Raw genomic sequence first — 23,507 nt, forward strand, 5'->3', positions numbered from 1 at the left:
TTCCAATAGTGGACATAATAACACACACCCCTTAACGCTTTCCTAAGACTGGGGCGCATAAGAGGCTGTTTTTAGGGGGGGTTACCCTGTTGATTTTAAATAGAATTATCGCTGTTGTGCGCCGCAATAATCCAGCCGCCGCCCAGCACGCGGTTTTGCGCGTAGGCCACGGCGGCCTGCCCCGCGGCGATGCCATATTGCGGGGTTTCGAGACGGATTTCGGCTTTCCCGCCATTTTTTGCAAAAAGCCGCGCGGGCGAAGATGAACTGACGGAGCGGAGTTTGACTTCGACATCCAGCCCCTCCGCGGGGATATCGGCGAGCCAGTTACATTCTTCTATTTCGATGATATCGCGGGCCAGCGCCTCTTTGGGGCCGACGATCACCCGGCGGGTTTTCGGGTCCACGCGCACCACATAGAACGGGTCGTTATTGTCATTGAACCCGCCGCCAATACCCAGCCCTTTGCGCTGTCCGACGGTGTAGTTCACGATGCCGTTATGCCGGCCCAGAACCTGCCCGTTTATATGCACGATGTCGCCCGGTGTCCCGGCTTCGGGGCGGATTTTTTTAACGACCGCCGCATAATCGCCGTTCGGGACAAAGCAGATATCCTGCGAGTCCGGTTTGTCGCAGACAAGCAGCCCGAGACGCCGGGCCTCTTCCCGCGTTTTTTCCTTGGTCCAGCCACCGAGGGGAAAGCGCAGGAACTCAAGCTGCTCCTGTGTCGTGGCAAAAAGAAAGTAGCTTTGGTCCTTGTCTTCATCAACGGCGCGCCGTAATTCGGCCCGCCCCGTTTCGGGGTTGACCGTGCGCCGGATATAATGGCCTGTGGCCATGCATTCGGCGCCCAGATCGCGGGCAACGTTCAGAAGATCGCGGAATTTGACGGTCTGGTTGCACCGGACGCAAGGGATGGGCGTGTGGCCTTCCATGTAGCTGTCGGCAAAATCGTTCACCACGGATTCTTTGAATTTGTCTTCATAATTCAAAACATAGTGCGGGAAGCCTTTTTCTTCGGCCACGCGCTTGGCATCATAGATATCCTGCCCCGCGCAGCAGGCGCCTTTGCGCATGGTCGCCGCGCCATGGTCGTAAAGCTGGAGCGTGACGCCCACCACGTCATAGCCCTGCTCATGCAAAAGCACCGCCGTGACGGAGCTGTCCACGCCGCCGGACATGGCCACCACGACGCGGGTGTCTTTCGGGTCCTTATCTATTCCAAGGCTGTTGAGGTTTCCGGTCATGGCGCGGACTATATGGCTTTATGCGCCAAAAAGCAATAAATTGCCATAATGTTTCAACGTTAAAGCAGCGAGAAAATAAACTCGTTATACCCTACGTTATTTTCCTTGAGCAGGTTGAGCACCATATTGGTAGCGCTGTTCATGCCGTCCTTGCGGTTGCTGTGGCGGTTTTCTTCTTCCAGAAGCGTCTTGTACAGCGGAACGATCGTATTCTGCACAATGTTTTTATCGGGGGCGCGGCGGCTGGAATGATAACCGGTCAGGTTTCCGTTTGCATCGAAACTCGGCGTGACATGGGCAAACACCCAGTAATGATCCCCGTTTTTGGCCCTGTTGACAACGTAGGCGAAGATCTCGCCTTTGGCTTCGATCGTATCCCACAGCAGTTTGAAAACGCAGCGGGGCATATCGGGATGGCGGACGATGCTGTGCGGCGCGCCGATCAGCTCATGTTCCTCATAACAGGCAATATCCATGAATACCCGGTTGGCGTAGGTAATCCGGCCTTTGAGATCTGTCTTGCTGACGATGATGTCGTCCTTTTTCAAAAGGCGCTCGACGCCTGTCAGGGGAAGGGGGTGAGTTGTCATGATGTAATGCGCTTCCTTTTTTCCACGCCCATGCTAACACAGGAAAAAGGAAAAAGCATCCGGCAAGGACGTTCGGAAGATGTTTGTACGTTCAGGCCCAGTCCACCTTTGCGCCTGGCATGGCGACAATCAGGCCGTCCATGTCTTCGGTAACCATAATCTGGCAGCCCAGCCGGGACTTTTTGCGGATGTCAAAGGCCAGGTCGAGCATGTCCTCTTCCTCTTCGGATTTTTCGTCTTCCTCGCCGAGGCACCTGTCCCACCAGTCGGGATGGACGTAGAGATGACAGGTCGCGCAGGCAAGGGACCCACCGCAAGCGCCCTCAATGGCTTCGATTCCGTTTTTGACGGCGATTTCCATCAGGGACAGCCCGGCAGGGGCTTCAATGATTTTCTCGGCCCCGTCTTTCATAATCATGGTTATTTTGGGCATTTGTTTTACGCTGTCCTTTGATAAATGTTTGACCAGGCCTCGATGAAGCGTTCTATTTCGTCCGCCGTCGTAGCCCATCCGAGGGAAATCCGCAAGGCGCTTTTGGCCGCGTCTTCGTCGGCGCCCATCGCGGTGAGAACGTGAGAGGGTTTAAAGGCGCCGGAAGAACAGGCGCTGCCGGAAGATACGGCAATGCCTTCCAGGTCAAGGGCCATAAGCTGCGTCTGTGCCGGAACGCCGGGCAGGCCGATATTGGACGTGTTACCCACCCGCGGGACGTTTTGCCCGTATATGACCGCTTCGGGAGCGGTTTTTTGAAGTTCCTTTTCCAGATGATCGCGCAGTTTTTCGATTTTTTCCCATGTGCCAAGATTTTGCTGCGCCAGCTTTGCAGCCAGCCCGAATCCGGCGATACCTGCGGTATTAAGCGTTCCTGCCCGCCGTCCCTGCTCATGCCCGCCGCCGCACATAAAAGAGGGCAAGTCTGCGCCTTCCCTGATAACAAGACAGCCGACACCTTGCGGCCCGCCCATTTTGTGGGCGGAGAGACTCATAAAATCCACACCCAGATCTTCGAAATCCAGCGCAATGCGTCCGGCGGCCTGCACGGCATCGGTGTGGACCAGCGCGCCCGTTTCCCTGACCAGCGCGGCAATCTCCTTGACGGGCTGCACGACCCCGGTTTCACTGTTCACCAGCATAACGGAGACAAGGGCGGGCGGCTTCCCTTCTTTCAGGATTTTTTCAAACGCCTCCAGATCGACAACGCCGTCTTTTGTGACGGGAATCATGCGGGCCTGCGGGGCGTTTTTGAAAACCGAAGGATGCTCGATCGCGGAAATAAGGACAGGGCTTTCACGAAAAGCGGACAAGACCGTGTTGTTGGCTTCCGTCGCCCCGGAATTGAATGCCACCTGTTGCGGCCGGACGCCCGTCAGGTTGGCGACGGCTTCACGGGCCTGCTCCGTATGCGCGCGGGCGCGGCGTCCGAAATGATGGACGGAAGACGTGTTGCCCGTTTCCTGCATGACCTGCCCGACCAGCTCCAGCACCTCAGGCCGGATCGGCATTGTCGCGTTGCAGTCAAGATAGATAGAGTCCATATTCAAGGCCCTTTGAATCAGTTTTTGCCTGTATAGTGACTATCCACAATAAAATCAACACGTTATAAGAAATATTTGGACTTTACCGATTCGCTCATCTATAAGGACGGACAACTCTTGTAAAAGATTATAGAAAAATCATAAGGAGTAGAGTCGCTTAAAATGCCCGAGATTATTTTTAACGGCCCCGAAGGCCGTCTTGAAGCCCGCTACTCTCCTTCCAAACTTCCAAATGCGCCTTTGGCCCTTATCCTGCACCCTCATCCCGAGCATGGCGGGACGATGAACAACAAGATTACCTACCTGCTGTATCAGGCCATGCGCCTGCGGGGATTTTCGACCATGCGGTTTAATTTTCGCGGCGTGGGGAAAAGCCAGGGGTGTTTCGATCGCGGCGAAGGGGAGCTGAGCGACGCCGCCACGGCGCTGGACTGGATGCAGGACCTTAATCCCGAAACGCCTTATGTCTGGGTGGCCGGATTCCAGTTCGGGGCCTGGATCGGCATGCAGCTTTTGATGCGCCGCCCGGAAATCGAAGGCTTTATTTCGATTGCGCCGCCCGCCAATCTCTACGATTTCAGCTTTCTGGCGCCTTGCCCGTCGTCCGGCCTGATTTTGCAGGGCAGGAACGATGATGTCGTGCTGGAATCTTCCGTCAGCGGACTGGTCGAGAAACTTCATGCGCAAAAAGGCATAAAGATCGACTACCGCGTGGTCGACGGGGCCAACCACTTTTTCCACGACCAGACCGATCTTATGATTTCCCACGTTCATGACCATATGAACAAGGCCGAAAAGAGCGGCCGCAACGTCAAGCTCGATTTGAAAAAGATCGCCTAGGCGGCTTCGTTTGCTTTTTTCGTCAGGGTCTTCAAAACGTCTTCCACGTGGCCTTCGACCTTTACCTTATGCCAGATATGCGAAATCTTTCCGCTTTCGTCGATCAGGAAGGTCGTGCGTTCGATGCCCATATATTTCCGGCCATACATGCTTTTTTCAACCCAGACGCCGTAAGCCTCGCACGCCTTTCCTTCCTCGTCGGATACCAGCGGGAAATTCAGGTCATATTTTTGCTTGAATTTATCGTGCTTCTTGACGCTGTCTTTCGACAGGCCGAGGACAAGGGCGTTCCGGGCGCCGAATTCTTCCAGATGATCCCTGAAAGCGCAGGATTCCTTTGTGCAGCCGGGCGTGTCGTCCTTTGGATAAAAATAGAGGACAATCTTCTTTCCCTTCAATGCCGAGAGCGTGAGTGTCTTGCCCCCGTCAAGGGGGAGCGTGAAATCAGGCGCATTTTGTCCTGTTTTGAGTTTTGCCATGATTTATTTCCTTTTTCTTATGTGCTTTCCGCTGCGCAAATGCGTATAAATGAAGTGTGAACATTTTAACCCCGGAAGGCCGGTTTTGAAATCAGGATTTCTACAGTTAAGTCACCGCTCTTTGATGCATTTTTTGCACGGTCTGGGCATTCTGGCCGTTTTCCTGTTTGTCACGGGCGGCATATTTGTCTGGCGGATGAGCGCGGGGCCTGTCGATCTGGCTTTCGCCAAGCCCTATGTCGAGGCCGCGCTGAAAGACCGCGAAAGCGGCCTTCATGTTAAAATCGGCGCGCTGTCGCTGGCCTGGCCGGAGCGGAAGGGGCCCATTCTCTTTCATATGGAAGAGGTGTCCTTGCTGAAAGAGGAAGCGGGAACGTCCGCTTTGTCGGTGGATGATGTGGATCTCCGGTTTTCCTATCCGCATCTTTTGCTCGGGCGTGTGCGGCCTGTCTCCCTGATTTTGCAAAGTCCTTCCGTTTTGCTGGTGCGCAGGGACGGGAATATAGATTTTTTCATTCAGGATCAGGAAATCACCGGGGATACGCCAAAGGAAAAACCGCAGGATCAGGGTACGTCCGGCATAAAAGAGGAAGTCATCCGCTTTTTTGAAAAAGCGGCAGATCCGAAGTTCCGGAAAATGACCGTTTTTGAAGCCTTGCGTAACATCGAAATCCGGCAGGCGCGCGCCTTTATTCGCGATTACGAACAGGGAACGTCATGGTACCTGAGCAATTTAAATTTTTACCTGCGGGAGCAAAAGGAGGGTATTCACGCCTTTCTCGGGCTGAGCCTGCCTTCGGCGGCGGACCGATTTGCCGGGGTGAAGCTTGATCTGATGTACCGGTACGCCCAGAAAGATTTTACGTTGAGCGCCAATATTCATGAGATGAATCCTGTTATCTTCTCAAAGTTTCTTCCGGAAGATATTCGGATGGAGGGACAGGATTTTATTTTAAACGGGGAAATTCTGGCGGGCCTCGACCAAAATTTAAACCTGCAGGAGGCCAGCGTAAAACTGGACATCCCGGAAGGAACACTCGATCTTCCCGATCACTTCGATCATCCGATTACTCTTAAAAACCTTTCGTCCCAACTTGCGTATGCCGGGGGAAAGAAGTTGTCCGTCCGCTCGTTCAAGGCGGACATAAACAATGTGTCCTTTGACGGGCAGGGAGAGGCCCTGTTTGAGGCGGAAAAAATAACGGCGCCCTTGTCTTTGCAGGTCAAGACACTTCCGCTGGAGGCTTTCCCGCCCTTTTTCCCGAAGTCCGAAAAAGACGGCGAGGCGGCGGAGTGGCTTTTGCACAGGTTGAGCGGCGGCGGTTTTTCAGACGTGTCTTTTAAGACGACCCTGCTGGCGGAAAAGGAAGAGGCCGGGTCCGGGTGGGGCGTCAAAACGTCTGACACGCTTGTTGATTTTTCCTTTGACGGGGTGGATGTCAAATACAGCGACAGCCTGATGCCCGCCAAAAAAGGCAAAGGCACGGGCCGGTTCGATTTTTCCGGCGACCGCCTGGAAATCAACGGAGAATATGCCGAAATCGGTGACGTGACCGGGCGGAATGCCAAACTCGTTTTTACCGATATCCTGGTGGCCGGCGGCGGCATGGCCAATATTTCTTTCGAAGCCGCCGGGCCACTTTCTACGGCGTTTAAATATATTTCCGACGAACCGATTGCGATGGGCGATACGCTGGGGTTCGATGTGAACGGCGTCAAGGGCCGCATCGACATGGCGGCGCAGCTTAATTTTCCAACGATCAAGGATGTTCCAAAGGAGCAGGTCGATGTGAAGGTTCAGGCGACGCTGACGGAGGTGACCATTCCGAAAGTGGTTGAAGGGCTGGACCTGACCGGCGGACCGCTCAAGCTGGAAACGAAAGAAGGCGCCTTTTTCGTAAACGGAGACGGGAAGCTGGACGGGCGGGATGTCACGCTGGACTGGACGCAGTATTTCGATCCTGCAGGCAAACCGTTCGAGTCGCAAATAAAGGCGCAAATTGTTACCGACCAGAGCCTCCGAAACCATTTCGGAATCGCGCTGGACGAATATATGAGCGGCCCGTTGCCCGTCGATGTGGTGTATACGGATCGCGGCGACCGGAGCGCCGTCATTCAGGTGACAGGAGATCTGGCGCCCCTTGAGATTCACATTGACCCTTTCGACTATAAAAAACCGTCCGGCACCGCAGGCACATTGAGCCTGAAAGCTTTCCTGACCAAAGGCGTTTTGAAAGAGATTCAAAATCTGAATTTGGAAACAAATGCGTTTCTTTTATCGGACACGCGTTTGATCTTTGCGCCGATGAACGGAAAACAGGCCGAGCTTCGCCGCGGGACGGCGAAAAAGGCCGTGATCGGGGCGACGCATATGACGTCTCTGGATTTTGAAGTGACAGGGCAGGATATTTTAAAAGTGTCTGCCAGCGGCCCGGTTTTGGACGCGCAGCCCTTTACGTCCAGAGAAGAAAAAGAAAAACCGTCAGGCGAAAAACAGCAGCCGATGATGATTTCTGTGCGCGCGGACAAGATGATTACGAAAGACGACCGCAGTCTCAAAAACACAAATCTTTATGTGGAGACGGACCGGCAGGGAGACATGACCCGCCTGGAAATGGACGCCGTGGCGGGAAGCGGGCAAATGTATATCCGCTTTAAACCGGACGCGGCCGGAAAGCGAACCTTCCGTATGGAGGCCGAGGATGCCGGCGCGTTTTTATATGCCATGGACCTTTACAGCAACGCGCGCGGCGGAACGCTTTTGATCTATGGCGAGCCAAGAGGCCGGAATCTTTACGGGGATCTGGACGGCGTGGCCAGAATCGAGAATTTCCATGTTGTGAAAGCGCCCGCACTGGCCAAGCTTTTGTCCGTGATGAGCTTAAGCGGGGTCCAGAGTCTTCTGGACAAGGAGGGTCTTTCCTTCAGCAAGCTGGAGTCGAATTTTGAATGGCGGTTTCGCCCGGGCGGAAACCTTCTGATCCTGAAAGACGGGCGCACTTCCGGATCTTCCATCGGGCTGACTTTCGAAGGAACGGTCGACCAGCGGGACAATACGACGGATATCAGGGGCACGTTGATTCCCATGACGGAAGTGAACTCTCTTTTAAGCTCCATTCCGCTGGTGGGAGAAATTTTGACGGGCGGGAGCGGTCTGATCGCGGCGACTTACACGATGAAAGGACCTTCCAAAGACCCGCAGGTCTCCGTCAATCCGCTTTCTATTTTAACGCCGGGTTTCCTGCGCAAAATCCTGTTTGAAGGGGGCTTCGAAGGCAAGGCGCCGGGAGAGTAGGGCTACTATTCAACATTGTGCCCCCTCACTCAGCTTTGGCCAGTTTCAGCTAACGCTTTGACAAGCGCGTGGCGCTTTTTCCCGGCGGAGAGTTTGATGTAGCCTTCCGGGGTCAGGTCCGCACTGGTGGCGACGGCTTCGATATCGTCTATTTTGTTGTCGTTTAGTTTTGCGCCGCCGCCTTTGGCCAAACGGCGCACCTCCCCTTTGGACGCGGCCAGTCCGGCCTGAACGAACAAATCCAGAATCGGCACGCCTTGTTCCAGTGTTTTTTCGTTTATTTCGACGGAGGGCAGGTCATCACCGACGCTGCCTTGTTCGAAGACTTTTTGCGCGGTGTTTTCCGCTTCTGTCGCGGCGTCCTCTCCATGGCAGAGTTTTGTAGCCTCAAACGCCAGTATTTTCTTGGCCTCGTTGATGTCCTGTCCCTGCAGCGCTTCCAGTCTGGTAATCTCTTCCATCGGCAACATCGTGAAACGTTTCAGCAGCGTGCCGACCATAACGTCATCCGTGTTGCGCCAGAACTGGTAGTAGTCATAGGGGGAGAGCATGTGCGCGTTCAGCCAGACGGCGCCGCTCACGGTTTTTCCCATCTTGGCCCCGTCCGGCGTGGTCAGGAGCGGCGCGGTCAGGGCAAAGAGTTTCATCTGGTGGGCCTTATGACCGAGATCGACCCCGTTGATGATATTGCCCCACTGGTCGGATCCGCCCATTTGCAGGATCGTGCCATAGCGTTTGTTGAGTTCTACAAAATCGTAGCCCTGCATGACCATATAGTTGAACTCGAGGAGGCTTAAGGGGCTTTCGCGCTCCAGCCGCGTTTTAACCGAATCAAAGGAGAGCATACGGTTGACGGTGAAATGCCGCCCGTAATCCCGCAGGAAGCTCAGATAATGCAGCCCATCCAGCCAGTCGTTATTGTTGACCATCAGGGCATCCGTCGGCCCGTCGCCATAGGTCAGGAACTGTTTAAAACAGGTGTCCTGAATATGCCTGATGTTGGTATCGATGGTGTCGTCGTCCAGAAGCTGGCGTTGTTCGTCCTTAAAGGACGGGTCCCCGATTTTGCTGGTGCCCCCGCCCATCAGGGTGATGGGCTTGTGCCCGCATTCCTGAAACCAGCGCAGCATCATGATTCCCGTCAGGTTGCCGACATGCAGGGATTTCGCCGTGGCGTCAAAGCCGATATAGGCGCTTTGCACCCCTTCACAAAGCTGCGCATCCAGCGCATCGAAATCACTGCACTGGTGAATGAAGCCGCGCTCGGTTAAGATATTCAGAAAATCGGATTTGTAAGTCATAACCCATTTCTATACGCATGCACAGCTCAGAAGTCTATACCGCAATTGGCCTGATGTCCGGCACCTCGCTGGACGGGGTGGATGTCGCGCTTCTGCGCAGTGACGGCGGGTCATATGTTGAAGCTCTCGCCTTCCAGAGCTTTCCCTATGATGAGGCGTTGAGGGAGGTTTTGCGGGCCTGTTTCGGGCGGCGGGCGCACGATGAGGCCGTAAAGGAAGCCGAAGCGTTGCTGACCGGAGCCCATATAGAGGCTGTGGCCTCTTTCGGACATCCGGCGGATGTGATCGGGTTTCACGGCCAGACCCTGACCCACGATCCCGCCGCCGGTTTCACATGGCAGATCGGCGATGGGGCGCTTTTGGCGCGGGAAACAGGGATGGAGGTTGTCTGCGATTTTCGCAGCGCCGACGTAAAGGCCGGAGGACAGGGCGCGCCGCTTGTGCCGCTCTACCATCAGGCGCTGGCGGCGCCGCTCGAAAAGCCGCTCGCGATTTTAAATCTCGGCGGGGTCGGGAACATGACCTATCTGGGAGAGGGGGAAGCGCTTTTGGCTTTTGATACTGGGCCGGGAAACGCGTTGATAGATGATTTTGTAAAAGAGCGCCTGAGCCTTCCTTATGACAAGGATGGCGCGCTGGCCCTGCAGGGGCAGGCGGACGAGGCGCGTCTGGCGGGCTGGCTTTCCGATCCTTATTTTCAAAAATCCCCGCCCAAATCGCTGGACCGGCAGGACTGGGATGTTTCGGGGGTCGCCGCGCTCCCGGATGCCGCTGGGGCCTGCACATTAACAGAATTTACGGTTCGTAGCGTTTTGGAATCTTTAAAATACCTGCCGGCAAGGCCCAAACGCTTTCTGGTTACGGGCGGCGGCCGGAAAAACAAGGCCATTATGGAAGGGCTTCGCCGTGTTTTGGATATGCCTGTCGCGCCCGTGGAAGAGGTCGGCTGGAACGGCGATGCGCTGGAGGCGGAAGGCTTCGCCTATCTGGCCGTGCGCGCGAAACTGGGTTTGCCCTTGACCTTGCCGGAGACAACAGGTGTAAAAGAGCCTTTAAGCGGCGGGGTATTCTATAAGCCATGACACAGATGAAGACAGCCGGTGAGGACGCCATTCAGGAAGCCGCCTTGCTTTTACGCGCGGGCGGCCTTGTGGCCTTTCCGACGGAAACGGTCTACGGGCTGGGAGCCAATGCGCTGGATGGACGGGCGGTGGCGCGGATTTTCGAAGCCAAGAACAGGCCGTCTTTTAATCCTTTGATCGTCCATGTGCCGGACCGGATAGCGGCGGAAAAATACGTGGAAATGGACGACCGGGCGCGCAGCGTGGCGAAGGCCTTCTGGCCCGGCCCCCTGACGCTCATTTTACCGCGCAAACAGGCCAGCGCCGTGAGCGATCTGGCCAGCGCCGGATTGCCCACGCTGGCCATCCGGGTCCCCGCGCATAAGGTTGCGCAAAGCCTGCTGCGGGCGGCGGGTATTCCCGTTGCCGCGCCCAGCGCCAATGCCTCAGGAGAGCCGAGCGCGACCACGCCCCGCCATGTGCAGGAAAGCCTGGGGGGTCGCGTGCCTTTTATTCTTGCGGGGGGGGCCTGCGAGGTCGGACTCGAATCCACGGTTTTGGATTTATCCGGCAAGGCGCCTGTGATTTTAAGGCCCGGGGCGGTGACGGCGGAGGATCTGGCGCCTTTGCTCGGCCCGGTGGCATATGATTTTGGAAGTTCTGGAAAGCCCCCGTCGGAAATTAAGTCCCCGGGGCAGCTTTTGAAACATTATGCGCCGTCTCTTCCGGTGCGGCTGAATGCGGTGGATTTGGCTGCGGGGGAGGCGTTGCTTGCGTTCGGCCCGATAAAATTTATGGGCATCCGGGGCGGTGGCGCGGCGTCGGACCTGCCCGGCACGCAGTATAAAAATCTGAGTGAAAGCGGGGACCTGGTCGAAGCAGCCTCAAATCTTTTTACCATGCTGCGCGATCTGGACCGTCCGGAACATAAGGCTATCGCGGTGATGAATATCCCGGATCGCGGGCTGGGGCTTGCCATAAACGACCGTTTGAGCCGTGCGTCTTCCGGATAAGTGTGATAAGACGGATTACAATAAGGAAAGGAGAAAAATAATGTGCTCAAAAATGTATATCATTGTTTCGGCCTGCCTGTTTGTTCTTGTGGCGCTGGCGCATTTGTCCCGCGTTGTGTATGGCTGGCCGCTTCAGGCCGGGTCTGTTGAGGTGCCGCTTTGGCTCTCATGGGTCGGTTTGGTTGCAACAGGCGGCCTGTCCGTCTGGGGCTTTTACGCCTGGCGGCGCGAAAAATAAAGGTTCTTTTATTTCTTAAACGCGGAGAGGAATAAAAGCTCCGAAGGGCTTATGGACAGGCGGCTGTACAGGGACGGGGGAAAGCCCGTCCCTGCCGCGGCCGTATTCAGGCGGCTCAGGCGCGGAGCCTGATCTTCCGATAAGAGAGCCGCCAGAGAGCTCAGGCTTCTGGTCCGGAAGTTCGTGGAGGAAACCAGACGGACCGGCTGTTGCAGGGACGGCGGGATATGTTGATAGCCGCGTTTTCTGGCCATGTCGGGGGCGGCGGCGACTTTGTAGGCTTCGGCTTTTTCCGCCTGCACGGTGGGGATGTAGCTGCCTGTTTCCTGCCCTGAAAATTTCCGGTCAAAAAAATCATAAACCTGTTTCAGGGTTCTGGGATTTCCCGTTTTGGGATCATAAAAAACGCCGCGATTGGCCCGCGCCTCCTTGGGAAAAATATCTGCGGCGGTCGCCATGGGGTTGTTTTTCATCTCTTTCAAAAACGCCGCCGCGCCGCCGGCGCCCATGAAATGCGCAAAATACAGCTCTGTCGAGCCGATCTCGCCGCCGACATGACGTTTCAGATAGTTTTCGTTTTCGCTGGCAAATTCCGCCGCCATATAGGAAGAAATTTCAGGGTCCGTCCGCAAATCCAGAATTTCACGCCGGAGAAGCTTGTCGGAGACACGGCTGCGGGCGTCGATCTTTTCCGCAAATTCGCCCAGACCGTATTTATGCCCGTAATTTTTAACCATGCTGAGCCATGTTTTCTCGATAAACTGGAACAGCCCCGTTGCGCTGCCGGTTTTGGCCTTTGCGGCAGCGTCGAAATTGCTCTCCGCATCCGCTTTTTCCAGCAAATAGGCAAAATCGACCCCCGTTTTGGCGCTGGCTTTTTGGATCGCGCCCAGAATATTCTGGGGAGCCCGTGCGCTAAGAGCTGCTAACGTGTTGTTTTGTAAAAGATTTCCGTTTAAACTCATCATGTCTTACAAACCCTGCTTTATCTGTGTCTGATAAAGAGCGTTTCAAGAGCCGTGCCAGTTTTGCCCGTTTTTAACAGAAAGAGGAATGGATATGCCTGATTATTTTCCGCCGCTGAAGGATATGCGGTTTGTGCTGGAGCATGTGGTGGGGCTTTCGTCTTTGCCGGCGCATCCCGATTTGGGCGTCATAGACGGCGAGATGACGGACGCGATTTTAGACCCGGCGGCAAAACTGGCGGCGGAGGTTCTGGCGCCGATCAATCATCGCGGGGATCAGGAAGGCGCCAGCCTGAAGACAGGAGACGTGACAACGGCGCCGGGCTGGAAAGAGGCATATGCCGCGTATCGGGAAGGGGGCTGGAACGCCGTCCCGTTTTCGCCCGAGTTTGGCGGGCAGGGACTGCCGTGGCTGCTCGCCTTCGCGGTGCAGGAAATGTGGCAGGGGGCGAATATGTCCTTTGGCCTGTGTCCGCTTCTTAACCAGGGCGCGGTGGAGGCGATTGAAAGTCACGGAAGCGCAGAACAAAAATCGGAATATCTTGAAAAATTGATCTCGGGCGAATGGACCGGCACCATGAATTTGACGGAGCCGCAGGCGGGGTCCGATCTGTCGGCCATCCGGTCGAAGGCGGTTTTGCAGGAAGACGGCAGTTATAAAATAACGGGCCAGAAAATATTCATCACCTATGGCGAGCATGACCTGGCGGAGAATATTATCCATCTGGTGCTGGCGCGCACGCCCGATGCCCCGGAAGGGGTCAAGGGGATTTCCCTTTTTATCGTGCCCAAAATTTTAAAAGACGGGCGCAGGAACGATGTCGTATGCGCCGGGCTGGAACACAAGCTGGGCATCCATGCCTCTCCCACCTGCACGATGGTGTTTGGCGAAAAAGACGGCGCGGTCGGGTATTTGATCGGCGCCGAGCATGAGGGGCTCAAATATATGTTTACGATGATGAACAATGCCCGTTTGTCCGTGGGGTTGCAGGGCGTGGCGATTGCGGAGGCCGCCTGTCAAAAGGCCGTAGCCTATGCCAAAGACAGGCAGCAGGGCAAAAAAGCGATTATAGAATATGCCGACGTCAAACGCATGCTTCTGACGATGCGCAGCCTGACGCAGGCCGGACGGGCCCTGACATATGAGGCGGCCTTGAAGATCGATCTGGCGCGCGGGGGGGATGAAAAGGCGCAGGCCCGTGTTGATTTATTGACGCCGCTTGTAAAAGCATGGTGCACGGATCTGGCGCAGGAAGTGACTTCTCTGGGCGTGCAGGTACATGGGGGAACGGGCTTTATCGAGGAGACGGGCGCGGCGCAGTTTTTCCGGGATGCGCGGATCCTGCCGATTTACGAAGGCACAAACGGTATCCAGGCCGCCGACCTTGTTTTCCGCAAAGTCCTGCGCGACGGCGGCGCCGCGGCCAAAGCCTATCTTCAGGAAATACAGGATATTTTTGACGGGCGGCAGGCAGAGACTTTGGAGGCGGTTGAACAGGCGACAGACTGGATTTTGGAAACCGGCGATAAAAATCCGGAAGCCGTGGCGGCAGCCTCTTCCGCCTATCTGAAAAGTTTTGCCGTGCTGGCAGGGGGGGCGATGATGAAAAAATCTGCAAGGGCTGCGCGCAGGCAACTGGAAGCGGGCGAAGGCGATTCCGATTTCCTGACCCGGAAAATAGAAACGGCGCGCTTTTACATGCAGCAGGTTTTGCCGGTCGCATTGATATCGGCGCAGGCCGCGATGAGCGATCCGGAAACCGTTTTGGGCGCGAAATTTTAAACGGGCGGATTAATCCCGCGGCAGGGGATTGCCGTCTTCGTCGCGTTCGTTGCAAAGGACCATCGAATCCACGTGTATCTGTTCGATATAGTCGGTGCGCAAATAGGGCATCTGCGCAAATTTTTTGGCCGCCGTTTTTCCCACGCAGCTGCAATATTCCTCGTTATCCTTTTTGAATTCCCGGAAAATGGCGGAGGAGCGCAGGCAGTTCTGATACGCCTCTCCCGCGATAACGCTCGTATTGGTGCATTCCGGGGGACCGTTGCGGTACAGGCTATGGACAATTTCTTCCTGCGGGGCGATGGAGCCCAACCTTTCCCGTTCTTTTAAAAAAGCGCCGGCAATACATGCGCAATCGAAATAATTTTTCTGGTAGACGTTGGTGTCGCACGTTTCGAAAACGTACAGAGCCTCTTCCTCCATCTCTTCGGGGGACTGCTCGCCGTCATCCCGCATGAAATAGTAGCTGTCCTTGATTTCCGCGCCGGCAGCAGGCGGTACAAACAGCATGAAAAAAGACAGTAAAAACAGGATGTTCTTCATACGCCCATCATAGCATAAGCGGCGAAAAAACAAAAAAGCGGCCGAAAAAAGGGCCGCTTTTCGTATATCTTTCCATTGGGCCGTTTCAGGCGGCCTTGCTGCTGCCCTTAATTTTTTGCCAGAGTCCCTGGAAAGAGGAGTTCTGGCCGCCGGTTGACGAATCGGCGCTGTTTCGAGCCGTATTCTGATTTTCGTTCTGGCCTTTCATCCCCTTCATACGCTCTTCGAGCATTTGCTGGCGGCGGACCTTCGCTTTTTCTTCGCGGGCCTGAAGTTCGGCCTTGTATTCTTCGGCCTGTCTCTGGCTGTATTCGCTAGTGAGCAGGACCTGCTGCGCCTGTTTCTGCCATTGGTCGCGCTGCATTTTCAGGTCTTCTATCTGCTCCTTGCCGGCTTCAAGCTGGTCTTCAAGCGCTTTTATCTGCATTTTCATGCGTTCCATTTCCAGCATGTTCGAGGCTTTTTTAAGTTCCGCCTCGACCGCTTCGGACGCGCCGCTTTCGGTGTTGTGGGACTGCAAACCGAAAACCCGTTCCAGTTCGGACACGTCAATAATCCGGCGGTTATTGGCATCCATCTCATAAGAGAGTTTTCCGCTGTTCATGGAACGCTGGATGGTGGATTTGGATTTGCCTGTCAGCTCTGCTGCACGCTGTGCCCCGACTTTTGCCATGGATTTTTCCTTTTTCTCGCTATTTTCCTTATTTCTTTTTTTCCATACGCTTATTTAACAGGCGCGTCAATCTCTGCCATTGGGCGCCGGAGAATAAATGGGCGTAGAGGAAAGGAATCCAGCCTTTTTCCCGCCATTCCAGAAATGTTTTATCCTCCAGTTCGGCCAGTTTTTTCTCGTCAATAATACGGAAACCGGAGAAGTTGATTCGTTTCCCGTCCCCGATATTGATCTCAGCCTGCCGTTCGACCAGAATGCCCGATTTATGCAACGCCTTTCCAAAAGCAACCGTGTGTTGCGCGGCGGCGTGGTAGGACTTGCAGAACTCCAGCGCATTCTGGGAAAGCTGGCTGGGTTTTCCGTTTTCATCGAAGAATTTTTGCTCCCCGTCCTTTTCCGTTACTTCGTCTGTGATGTCCAGACAGAGGGAAAGCTGGTCTCCCCCGGGCATTTCGGAGAAAATAAAGGGGTACCGGCGGATATAGGCCGGAATATAGAGATCCTCTTCCCATTGCCCTTTCTTGTCCACAAACAGGTTTTCATTGTCCCGGATCCCCAGAATGGCCACAGGCGTTGCATTCTCATCCGGTGAAAACGCGATCGGATAGGTATGGCAAATCTGGGGCATTTCAATCAGGTTGACCGGTACGGCATTGACCTCTTTTGTGAAGTCGAGTCCAAAATTCTTTTTCAAAGCCAGCTTGGCGTGCGCTTTGGCATCCAGCGGCGTCGGACTCTTGTAAAAGAGCGGCATATGGGATTTATCCTGTTTCGGCGCTTTTTTGGCGGCAGTGTCCTTGGTCATGGTGATGTTCCGATCCTGTAGTTTGTTTCAAAAGGAATTAAGCAAATTTGAGCGTATAAAACAATCCTTAAGAACGTTTTAACCCTCAAAACGTTTTCCAAAGGCTTTGAAAAACCCTTTGTATCCTCGTCTTCGCGTGCTATTAAAACCCCGGAATTAGCGGAGTTCAAGGAGAGAAAAATGCGGATTGCCGTGGTGGGAACAGGATATGTCGGGCTTGTTTCGGGCACATGTTTTGCCGAGTTCGGCACAGATGTCGTGTGCGTTGACAAAGACGCCGACAAAATCGAGCGTTTAAAGGCCGGAGATATCCCGATTTACGAACCCGGCCTTGAAAGCCTCGTGGCAAAGCAGGTGCAGGGCGGGCGTTTGTCTTTCACCACGGACCTGAAAGCGGCTGTGAAGGGAGCCGATGCGGTGTTCATTGCGGTGGGGACGCCTTCGCGCCGTTTTACCCGTGACGCCAACCTGACCTACGTTTATGAAGCCGCGCGGGAAATCGTGCGGGCGGCCGAGGGCTATACGGTGATTGTCACCAAATCAACCGTGCCGGTGGGAACCGCCCGCGAGATTGAAAAAATTATCGCGGAAGAAGGGAGGACCGGCAAAATAGACGTGTGCTCCAATCCCGAATTTTTACGCGAAGGGGCGGCGATCAACGATTTTATGCGCCCCGACCGTGTGGTGATCGGGACGGAGTCCGAAAAAGCGGCGGCCGTGATGCGGGAGCTCTACCGCCCGCTTTATATCAATGAAACGCCCATGGTGGTGACGACGCCCGAAACATCGGAAATCATCAAATATGCGTCCAACGCGTTTTTGGCGACCAAGATTACCTTTATCAATGAAATCGCCGATTTGTGCGAGGCTTCAGGGGCCAATGTTCAGCATGTGGCCAAAGCCATGGGGCTGGACGGGCGGATCGGGCCGAAATTCCTGCATGCGGGGCCGGGCTACGGGGGATCCTGTTTTCCCAAAGACACGCTGGCGCTGACACAGACGGGCCGCCAGTTCGGCACGCCGCAGCGCATCGTCGAAGCGGTTGTGGACGTCAATGCGGACCGCCAGCAGCAGATGGCCCGGCGCGTGATAGAAGCCTGCGGCGGCACGGTCGAAGGGAAGAAAATCGGGGTGCTGGGCGTGGCCTTTAAACCCGGAACGGACGATGTGCGCGAAGCGCCCTCCCTGATTATTATTCCGATCCTGCAGGAATACGGCGCGCGCATAACGGCGCACGATCCGGCGGCGCAGGAACAGGCCCAAACCCATCTGGAGAATGTGGACTGGAAAGACGACCCTTACGATGTGGCAAAGGGCGCGGACGTCCTTGTGATCGTCACGGAGTGGAATGAATATCGCGGACTGGACATGGCCAGGATCGGCAAAGAGATGAAGGTCAAATGCCTCGTGGATCTGCGCAATATCTACAAACCCGATGAAATGAGGGACTTCGGCTTTCATTATATTTCCATCGGCCGCCCGGAAATCGCGCCGGGTGCGCCTTTAAAAGCCGTTCAGAAGGCATAGTTTTGTCTCTTTCACCCATTTAAGAGACATTTTGTTCCTCATATGTTCTTGACATGCGCCGGGCGCTATGATAGGAATATATTCACAAACAGCCAGAATCCGTCCGGATTTTGGCTGTTTTTTTTCATTCTTTAATAACGTAAGGAGATCATAAATGCTTGTTACCCTTGGCCGGGGCATGGCGCCCCTTTGCCGCGCAGTTTTTTCTCTTACAAGTATCCCGGACAATATCTTGTGGCTGGATGCTTCGGATTCTTCCACCATTACGGAAGTGAGCGGCGCCGTCTCTCAATGGGACGATAAAAGCGGAAACGGGAATCATGTTTCGCAGGGAACAGCGTCTTACCAGCCCTTAACCGGAACGGACAGCATAGGCGGCCTGAATGCGCTGGAATTTAATAACGGCGGCGTGGCCTCAAGATTAAAGCGCAATGACAGTTGCGGGCTTGCATCCGGTGCGCCCGCCTTCACCATTTTTGCCGTTCACCGGGCCGATAAGGGCGACCAGAATTTCGTCCTGTATCTGGGGGATTCGGCCGCAGCAGCCGGAAAAAATATTAGGGTTTCCGCCGGGAATAACGGCTCAAGTTATCGTTTCGGAAACGGAAACCTGTTTTATAATCCAAACTTCAGCGGTGCCGGGATAAGCGTCTGGCAGGGAGAAGAAGACGAGGTCTCCGCCAACTACGATTTTTATAAAAACGGCGGCGCGCCGGTTACGCCGGCATCAGGCACAGGAAGCTCTACCGTCCCCCTTAATCTGGGAACCGGCGGGTGCTCTGTTGGTGCGGATTTACTAAATGACACAGGCCGTTTTGAGGGCGCCATCGGCGAAATCGCCGTTTATGCCCGCGCGCTTACGGCGGCGGAAATGAACAAGGTGGGCAACTGCCTGGCAGCCAAGTGGGGCCTTTCATGGACGGATGTGTAATATGCCAAGATATTGCACGATGCCGAATATCCCATGGTTTCGGCAATGGTTTGAAATCCGTTTTTGTGCATTATGCCGTGAGCACGATGCGCGTTATGCCTTTGGCCGCTGCAAGTTATGCGCGGATTTTATTTTTTGCCGGCGCATTTTCCGGAAAGGCTATTGGTGGCTGGTCGTTCCTGTCTTTCTGGCTATAAACCTTCCGCATGTCTGGATTATTTATATATGGAGAAAACATGTTAATACTTGAATTTACAACACAAACAGAAGCAACCAACTGTCTGGCCGCGATCAACGGCATGGCGGCGGATTACTGGTCCGCGCAGGGCTTTACCGTTCTGGACGGTTCAAACGGAAAAGAACTGGTTGGAAAAAAGAAGGGCGTGGATAATCTGAATGCTGCGCATACCCTTACATGGGATCAGGTAAAGGACAGCCCGGAGGGCACCTTTTACATTTCAAGCCTGTCCAATGAACCGCGCTTTGCGCCGGCTCTCGAAACGCTGGGGATGGCGTTTACCTTTGTTGAAAAAGAGTTTCCCGCAGCGTGGGAGCCTGCGGAGCCGGTGTAATAATCGTCCGCCTTATCCTGAAAATGTCCCGTAGTCCTGCATCGTGTTTCGGGCGAGTTCGTCCCACGAAAATTTTGCCGCATACTCCCGTGCGGATGCGCGGTCTGCCGGTTTTATGTTCGGTATCAACGCGGCAATTTTTTCTGCGGCGTCCTGCACTTGCGTAAAATCGACGCACGCGCCCACCTGTCCGGCATCGATGAGTTCACGGAAAGATTCGTTGGGCTGCACAAAAGGGATCAACCCTACGGACATGGCTTCCAGCATCGACATGCCAAAGCCCTCGAAGGCGGAGGCGGAGAGAAAAATCCCGCATTTTTTCAGGAGCGTTTCCATGCCCTCCGGTTTGACGAAACCGTGAAATATGACCCGCTCCTCTACCGCATGACGTCTGGCGAGCGCTTTTAGTTCTTCTTTCGTCACATCCCATTCCGGTCCGACGATATGCAGGTTTCCTTCCGTGCCGAACCGGTTTGCCAGCGCCGCGAACACCTCTATCAACCCGGCAATGTTTTTGTGCTTCGCCAGCCTTCCGATATAAATGAAATCCGGCCCCGACGCCGTAAAGTCGCCTAGCGGCATAATCGCATTGGGCCGGAGCACCAGATTGCCGTTCGTTCCTTTGAACGTGTCATAGTCGTTCCGGCTTGTCGCAAAGATAGCGTTGTAGTTTTTGCAGGAGTGCCGGGTTATCGTGCGGAAATATATTTTTTTGAGGACGGAAAAATCCTTCGTGTGGAAAAAGCCGCCATGCGTGGTAGCAAAAACCGGTTTTTTCATCCGGGCGCGAACGGCGCCCGCGTAGTCGAAAAACATGTCCGTGTTATGGACGTGGACAATATCGAAGCTCTTGAAAAAAGACGGGCGGATCAGGGGAAAAAACAAGCGCTGCCCCCCGATATACCCGACACGGCGCACCGGGATTCCTTCTATTGTTTCGTGGCCGGGGAGGGGCGGTTCCTTCGAATTGAAAACCCGGTTCAGGGTCAGGACTTCGCACACGCAGCCCGCATTTTTCTGGTGCAAGATCATGTTTTTTACATAGGCTTCGAGCCCTCCGACCGCCGGGTCGAACTGCCGGACGACATGCAATATTTTTAGAGGGGGCGCGGGCCTTGTTTCCGGTTTGACGCGGGCGGCGCGGTATAACAGGCTCAGGCGCAGCGCCCGCGCAAGCATAAGAAAATTTCCAATCACGTAGCGTTTGAACAGCCTTTTGGGCTCCAGCGCAAGCCGGTAGAGCCATTCCAGACCGTATGTCCGCATGAAAGCGGGCGCGCGCGATACCTTCCCGCCCAGAAAATCCAGTATGGCCCCGCCGCAAACGACCAGGCAGGGGTAAGACAGTCGGCAGCCCAGCATATTCGCAACCCGCTCCTGCTTCGGCATTCCCATGGCCAGAAGCACAAGGGGCGGGCGATCTTTCTCAACGGCCCGGAGATAGTCCTCTTCCTTCCGGTAACCGTCCATGAGCGTTTGAACCTTTATATGCCCGTCCTCTATTTTGCGGGCGGCGCGTTCAAGATAAGGGCTCTGCGTTCCGAGCAGGGCCGCTTTTTTATTCCCGAACAGTTTCAGGATGCGGGGGATGAGGTCCGTGCCGTTCATGTTCAGGCCCGGGTCCCTTCCCATGAGTTTAAAGAGAATTTTGATCCCGATGCCGTCCCGAAGCACATAATCGCACGCCATAAGATCGCTTAAAAACGCAGGGTCCCTGTGGCACATATTGAAAGCATGGGCATTCAGGAACGCGACTGTAACAGGTCTGCCGGTATCCGGTTTCGCCAGTGCCGCCAGAAAATCCTCAAGGGCGGCTTCATCGGCAACGATATGTATCTTGTCGATCAGCGCGAGGATTTCAGGATCTTTCCGGCGTAAAGCGGGGGGTAGAGATAAGGGCATCGTTTTATGTTATGTCCGGTAAAAAGGGTGTTCCGATTATCACAGGGAAAAAGGGTTTACAATTCTTTTGTCCGTTCGCAAGTGGTTTTTCATAAATTATTTGCATTTGCAGTGTTTATGATTAGTATCGCCCGGCAAGTCAAACCGTTAAATTCATTGCCGCTTTTCCGGCATGGATAGAACATAAGTGAAAGTGGAGAGCCGTAAAATGCTTCGCCGGATATACCGCAAGTTTCGCGTTTCCGTACTGCATAATCTGATCCCCTGTAGCCGGGAAGAGATATTTTCCAACGGCAGGGACGGGGTAGAGGTTGTCGGTTTTTTTAAAAGCGCGTCCGGCATAGGGGAATCCGCGCGGCTTTGCGCAAGGCAATTGCAGGATAACGGGATAAAGGTTCGTTGCACAAGCGTGGAAAAAGCGTTTCTCAAGCCGGAGGAACTGGCATGGGCGTTTGAAAATACGTGCCGGCAGGAGGAGGTCGGTTGCCGGATTATCCATCTGAATCCACCCATGATGCCGCCCGCCATTTTTAAAACGGGTCTGCGAAATTATATGAACGTTTACAATGTGGCTTACTGGGCATGGGAGCTTGATAAAATCCCGATGGAATGGGAAAAAGCTTTCCGCTACGTGAATGCCGTTTTCTGCCCGTCCGACTTTACCTCGGAAACCATCCGGAAATACACAGACAAGCCGGTTATGACCGTCCACCACCCTGTCCGTGCCGGGGAATTCGATCCTGGCATGCGTGAAAGACTCGGCATAGGAGATGATGTTTTTCTTGTTTCGTCTCTTTTCAGCTTTGGCTCCGCGCTGGAAAGGAAAAATCCCGCCTCCGTTATCCGTTCTTTTGCAAGCGTTTTTGGAGGAAACGAAAAAGCCTGCCTGATTCTAAAAAGCAACCACGGAGGAGACTCGAAAGAAAAAGAACGCCTGCTTGCGGACATTGCGTCTTACCCAAATATCCGGCTGATCGACGATCTTTGGGAAAAGGAAATGGTGGCAGGCTTGCTTAAGACGTCGGATGTCTTCATGTCTCTTCACAGGTCCGAAGGCTTTGGCCTGCCTATTGCCGAAGCGCTGCTGCTCGGCACGCCTGTCATCGTTACGAACTGGTCTGGAAACACGGATTTCTGCAGGGAAGAAAATGCCTTTCTTGTAGATGCCGATATGGTTCCCGTCCAGTCGGATTTTCCTGAATTTGCGTCTATGACGGATGCAAAATGGGCCGCGCCTGAAGAGAAGCAGGCGGAGGAAATATTGAGTCACATTTACAAAAACAGGCGGGCCGTAAAAGAAAAGGCGCAAAAATCCGCAGCAGAGGCGGAAAAGTTTTTCCGTGAACCCGGTTATCTCAACGCCCTGACGTGTTTAAGGCAGGCGGTGACGGGAAGACTCTAAAATTCGTAGCCGAAACGCTCGATAATGATTTTGTCTTTTTCCCTGACCATCTCAATTGTTTTCGGGTCGTAATAGTCCCGGTAAGGCAAATGCTCGGACGTATTTGTCTTTTTGGAAAAGAGCGAGTCATAAGTTTCCCGCTGGGCTGGGGAGAGATCGTAACCGACCTCCTCCAGAACGGTGAGGAGCTGCGTTTTTGCGTTTTCCAGCTTTATGATTTTGTCTGTCAGGAAATGACGGTCCATGTATTCTTTCAGGGCCTGTGCGCTCCGGCAGCGCCGCCATGCCATATTTTGCGCGAACTGCAAGACAAACTGATAAGTCATATAGCCTGTAAAACCGGCCACGCGGGAGCGTCCATAGCTGTCCGGCAATGTGTATTTGCCCCGTCCGTCATGAATATATTCGAGCCATTCGCGGAAACGGTCGATCTTCATTGCATCGGCATATAAATATCTTCCGTAATCATAATCGCCTCTCAAGCGGTCCGGCAGGTAAGCCGGATTTCTAAAAAAGACAAGTTCGCGCGCGATACGTCTGGGCATTAACTGGCGCAGGGTCAGGTTGTCGTATACCCATCCTCCCTGCCGCTCACACCCGAAAGCCCAGAGGGACACGTACCAGGACCACGGATTGCGGATGGTCCCGAAAACATATTTATGGGTGTTTTGAGAGAGCCTTTTGTGTTTGTCCTCAAAATGATCCGCGTCAATGCCGCCAATCACGTTCTTTAAAACGCGCCGGATATGCGTGCCGCCGGTTTTTTGCATGTGAAGGAAGAGAAGTTTTTCACTCTGGTACATA

General features: G+C 54.4%; 22 protein-coding genes. 10 read left to right on the forward strand and 12 right to left on the reverse strand.

Features of this window, described 5'->3' with window-relative positions; genetic code table 11:
* Positions 1-95 precede the first annotated feature (95 nt).
* From mnmA to H6853_03520, 4 genes are all read right to left on the reverse strand, one after another.
* Positions 96-1,247, reverse strand: coding sequence for a tRNA 2-thiouridine(34) synthase MnmA (mnmA, locus tag H6853_03505; protein USO04348.1), 1,152 nt, complete (start codon positions 1,245-1,247; stop codon positions 96-98).
* A gap of 59 nt (positions 1,248-1,306) precedes the next feature.
* Entirely contained in the window at positions 1,307-1,837 is a 531-nt protein-coding gene (locus tag H6853_03510) for a PAS domain-containing protein (GenBank protein USO04349.1), read from the reverse strand.
* A 91-nt stretch (positions 1,838-1,928) separates the two neighbouring features.
* On the reverse strand, positions 1,929-2,270 hold the full coding sequence (locus H6853_03515) for a 2Fe-2S iron-sulfur cluster binding domain-containing protein (GenBank protein USO04350.1): 342 nt from the start codon (positions 2,268-2,270) through the stop codon (positions 1,929-1,931).
* A 5-nt stretch (positions 2,271-2,275) separates the two neighbouring features.
* Positions 2,276-3,373, reverse strand: a complete 1,098-nt coding sequence (locus H6853_03520; protein USO04351.1) for a cysteine desulfurase — start codon at positions 3,371-3,373, stop codon at positions 2,276-2,278.
* Between the two features lie 162 nt (positions 3,374-3,535).
* Here H6853_03520 and H6853_03525 point away from each other — a divergent pair, with 162 nt between their 5' ends.
* On the forward strand, positions 3,536-4,213 hold the full coding sequence (locus tag H6853_03525; GenBank protein ID USO04352.1) for an alpha/beta hydrolase: 678 nt from the start codon (positions 3,536-3,538) through the stop codon (positions 4,211-4,213).
* On the opposite strand, the gene bcp is transcribed toward H6853_03525, so the two are convergent.
* The gene (gene bcp / locus H6853_03530; GenBank protein ID USO04353.1) at positions 4,210-4,692 is read right to left on the reverse strand and encodes a thioredoxin-dependent thiol peroxidase; all 483 of its coding nucleotides are present in this window, start codon (positions 4,690-4,692) and stop codon (positions 4,210-4,212) included. The genes H6853_03525 and bcp overlap by 4 nt on opposite strands.
* Before the next feature lie 124 nt (positions 4,693-4,816).
* On the opposite strand from bcp, the gene H6853_03535 reads away from it, so the two are divergent.
* Positions 4,817-7,987, forward strand: coding sequence for an AsmA-like C-terminal domain-containing protein (locus tag H6853_03535; protein USO04354.1), 3,171 nt, complete (start codon positions 4,817-4,819; stop codon positions 7,985-7,987).
* Positions 7,988-8,016: 29 nt separating this feature from the next.
* Here H6853_03535 and H6853_03540 read toward each other — a convergent pair whose 3' ends face one another.
* The gene (locus tag H6853_03540) at positions 8,017-9,288 is read right to left on the reverse strand and encodes a tyrosine--tRNA ligase (GenBank protein ID USO04355.1); all 1,272 of its coding nucleotides are present in this window, start codon (positions 9,286-9,288) and stop codon (positions 8,017-8,019) included.
* A 17-nt stretch (positions 9,289-9,305) separates the two neighbouring features.
* Here H6853_03540 and H6853_03545 point away from each other — a divergent pair, with 17 nt between their 5' ends.
* From H6853_03545 to H6853_03555, 3 genes are read left to right on the forward strand one after another with little or no spacing between them, the layout of a single operon-like run.
* Positions 9,306-10,370 (forward strand): anhydro-N-acetylmuramic acid kinase, encoded by a 1,065-nt coding sequence (locus H6853_03545; GenBank protein USO04356.1) that lies wholly within the window; start codon positions 9,306-9,308, stop codon positions 10,368-10,370.
* Positions 10,367-11,362: a threonylcarbamoyl-AMP synthase gene (locus H6853_03550; GenBank protein USO04357.1), complete on the forward strand. Its 996-nt coding sequence runs from the start codon at positions 10,367-10,369 to the stop codon at positions 11,360-11,362. Before H6853_03545 ends, H6853_03550 begins: the two co-directional genes overlap by 4 nt.
* A gap of 40 nt (positions 11,363-11,402) precedes the next feature.
* Positions 11,403-11,600 (forward strand): hypothetical protein, encoded by a 198-nt coding sequence (locus H6853_03555; GenBank protein ID USO04358.1) that lies wholly within the window; start codon positions 11,403-11,405, stop codon positions 11,598-11,600.
* Between the two features lie 8 nt (positions 11,601-11,608).
* On the opposite strand, the gene H6853_03560 is transcribed toward H6853_03555, so the two are convergent.
* Positions 11,609-12,568 carry a transglycosylase SLT domain-containing protein gene (locus tag H6853_03560; GenBank protein USO04359.1) on the reverse strand — a complete coding sequence of 320 codons (960 nt, stop codon included), beginning with the start codon at positions 12,566-12,568 and terminating at the stop codon, positions 11,609-11,611.
* 91 nt (positions 12,569-12,659) lie between these two features.
* On the opposite strand from H6853_03560, the gene H6853_03565 reads away from it, so the two are divergent.
* Positions 12,660-14,348: an acyl-CoA dehydrogenase gene (locus H6853_03565; protein USO04360.1), complete on the forward strand. Its 1,689-nt coding sequence runs from the start codon at positions 12,660-12,662 to the stop codon at positions 14,346-14,348.
* Between the two features lie 9 nt (positions 14,349-14,357).
* Here H6853_03565 and H6853_03570 read toward each other — a convergent pair whose 3' ends face one another.
* From H6853_03570 to H6853_03580, 3 genes are all read right to left on the reverse strand, one after another.
* Complete coding sequence (locus tag H6853_03570; protein USO04361.1) at positions 14,358-14,891, reverse strand: hypothetical protein; 534 nt, start codon at positions 14,889-14,891, stop codon at positions 14,358-14,360.
* Positions 14,892-14,976: 85 nt separating this feature from the next.
* On the reverse strand, positions 14,977-15,564 hold the full coding sequence (locus H6853_03575; GenBank protein ID USO04362.1) for an entry exclusion 1 domain-containing protein: 588 nt from the start codon (positions 15,562-15,564) through the stop codon (positions 14,977-14,979).
* Between the two features lie 28 nt (positions 15,565-15,592).
* Positions 15,593-16,369 carry a SapC family protein gene (locus H6853_03580; GenBank protein USO04363.1) on the reverse strand — a complete coding sequence of 259 codons (777 nt, stop codon included), beginning with the start codon at positions 16,367-16,369 and terminating at the stop codon, positions 15,593-15,595.
* A gap of 180 nt (positions 16,370-16,549) precedes the next feature.
* Between H6853_03580 and H6853_03585 the strand changes: the two genes are divergently transcribed.
* From H6853_03585 to H6853_03595, 3 genes are all read left to right on the forward strand, one after another.
* Positions 16,550-17,896, forward strand: a complete 1,347-nt coding sequence (locus H6853_03585; protein USO04364.1) for a UDP-glucose/GDP-mannose dehydrogenase family protein — start codon at positions 16,550-16,552, stop codon at positions 17,894-17,896.
* Positions 17,897-18,050: 154 nt separating this feature from the next.
* Positions 18,051-18,827 carry a hypothetical protein gene (locus H6853_03590; GenBank protein ID USO04365.1) on the forward strand — a complete coding sequence of 259 codons (777 nt, stop codon included), beginning with the start codon at positions 18,051-18,053 and terminating at the stop codon, positions 18,825-18,827.
* A gap of 236 nt (positions 18,828-19,063) precedes the next feature.
* Positions 19,064-19,399 carry a hypothetical protein gene (locus tag H6853_03595; protein USO04366.1) on the forward strand — a complete coding sequence of 112 codons (336 nt, stop codon included), beginning with the start codon at positions 19,064-19,066 and terminating at the stop codon, positions 19,397-19,399.
* A gap of 12 nt (positions 19,400-19,411) precedes the next feature.
* On the opposite strand, the gene H6853_03600 is transcribed toward H6853_03595, so the two are convergent.
* The gene (locus tag H6853_03600; protein USO04367.1) at positions 19,412-21,301 is read right to left on the reverse strand and encodes a WecB/TagA/CpsF family glycosyltransferase; all 1,890 of its coding nucleotides are present in this window, start codon (positions 21,299-21,301) and stop codon (positions 19,412-19,414) included.
* 208 nt (positions 21,302-21,509) lie between these two features.
* On the opposite strand from H6853_03600, the gene H6853_03605 reads away from it, so the two are divergent.
* Positions 21,510-22,703: a glycosyltransferase family 4 protein gene (locus H6853_03605; GenBank protein ID USO04368.1), complete on the forward strand. Its 1,194-nt coding sequence runs from the start codon at positions 21,510-21,512 to the stop codon at positions 22,701-22,703.
* On the opposite strand, the gene H6853_03610 is transcribed toward H6853_03605, so the two are convergent.
* The gene (locus H6853_03610) at positions 22,700-23,506 is read right to left on the reverse strand and encodes a hypothetical protein (protein ID USO04369.1); all 807 of its coding nucleotides are present in this window, start codon (positions 23,504-23,506) and stop codon (positions 22,700-22,702) included. The genes H6853_03605 and H6853_03610 overlap by 4 nt on opposite strands.
* Between the last annotated feature and the right edge of the window lies 1 nt (position 23,507).

It is taken from the genome of Rhodospirillales bacterium, assembly GCA_023898765.1.
Lineage (GTDB): Bacteria > Pseudomonadota > Alphaproteobacteria > Micavibrionales > Micavibrionaceae.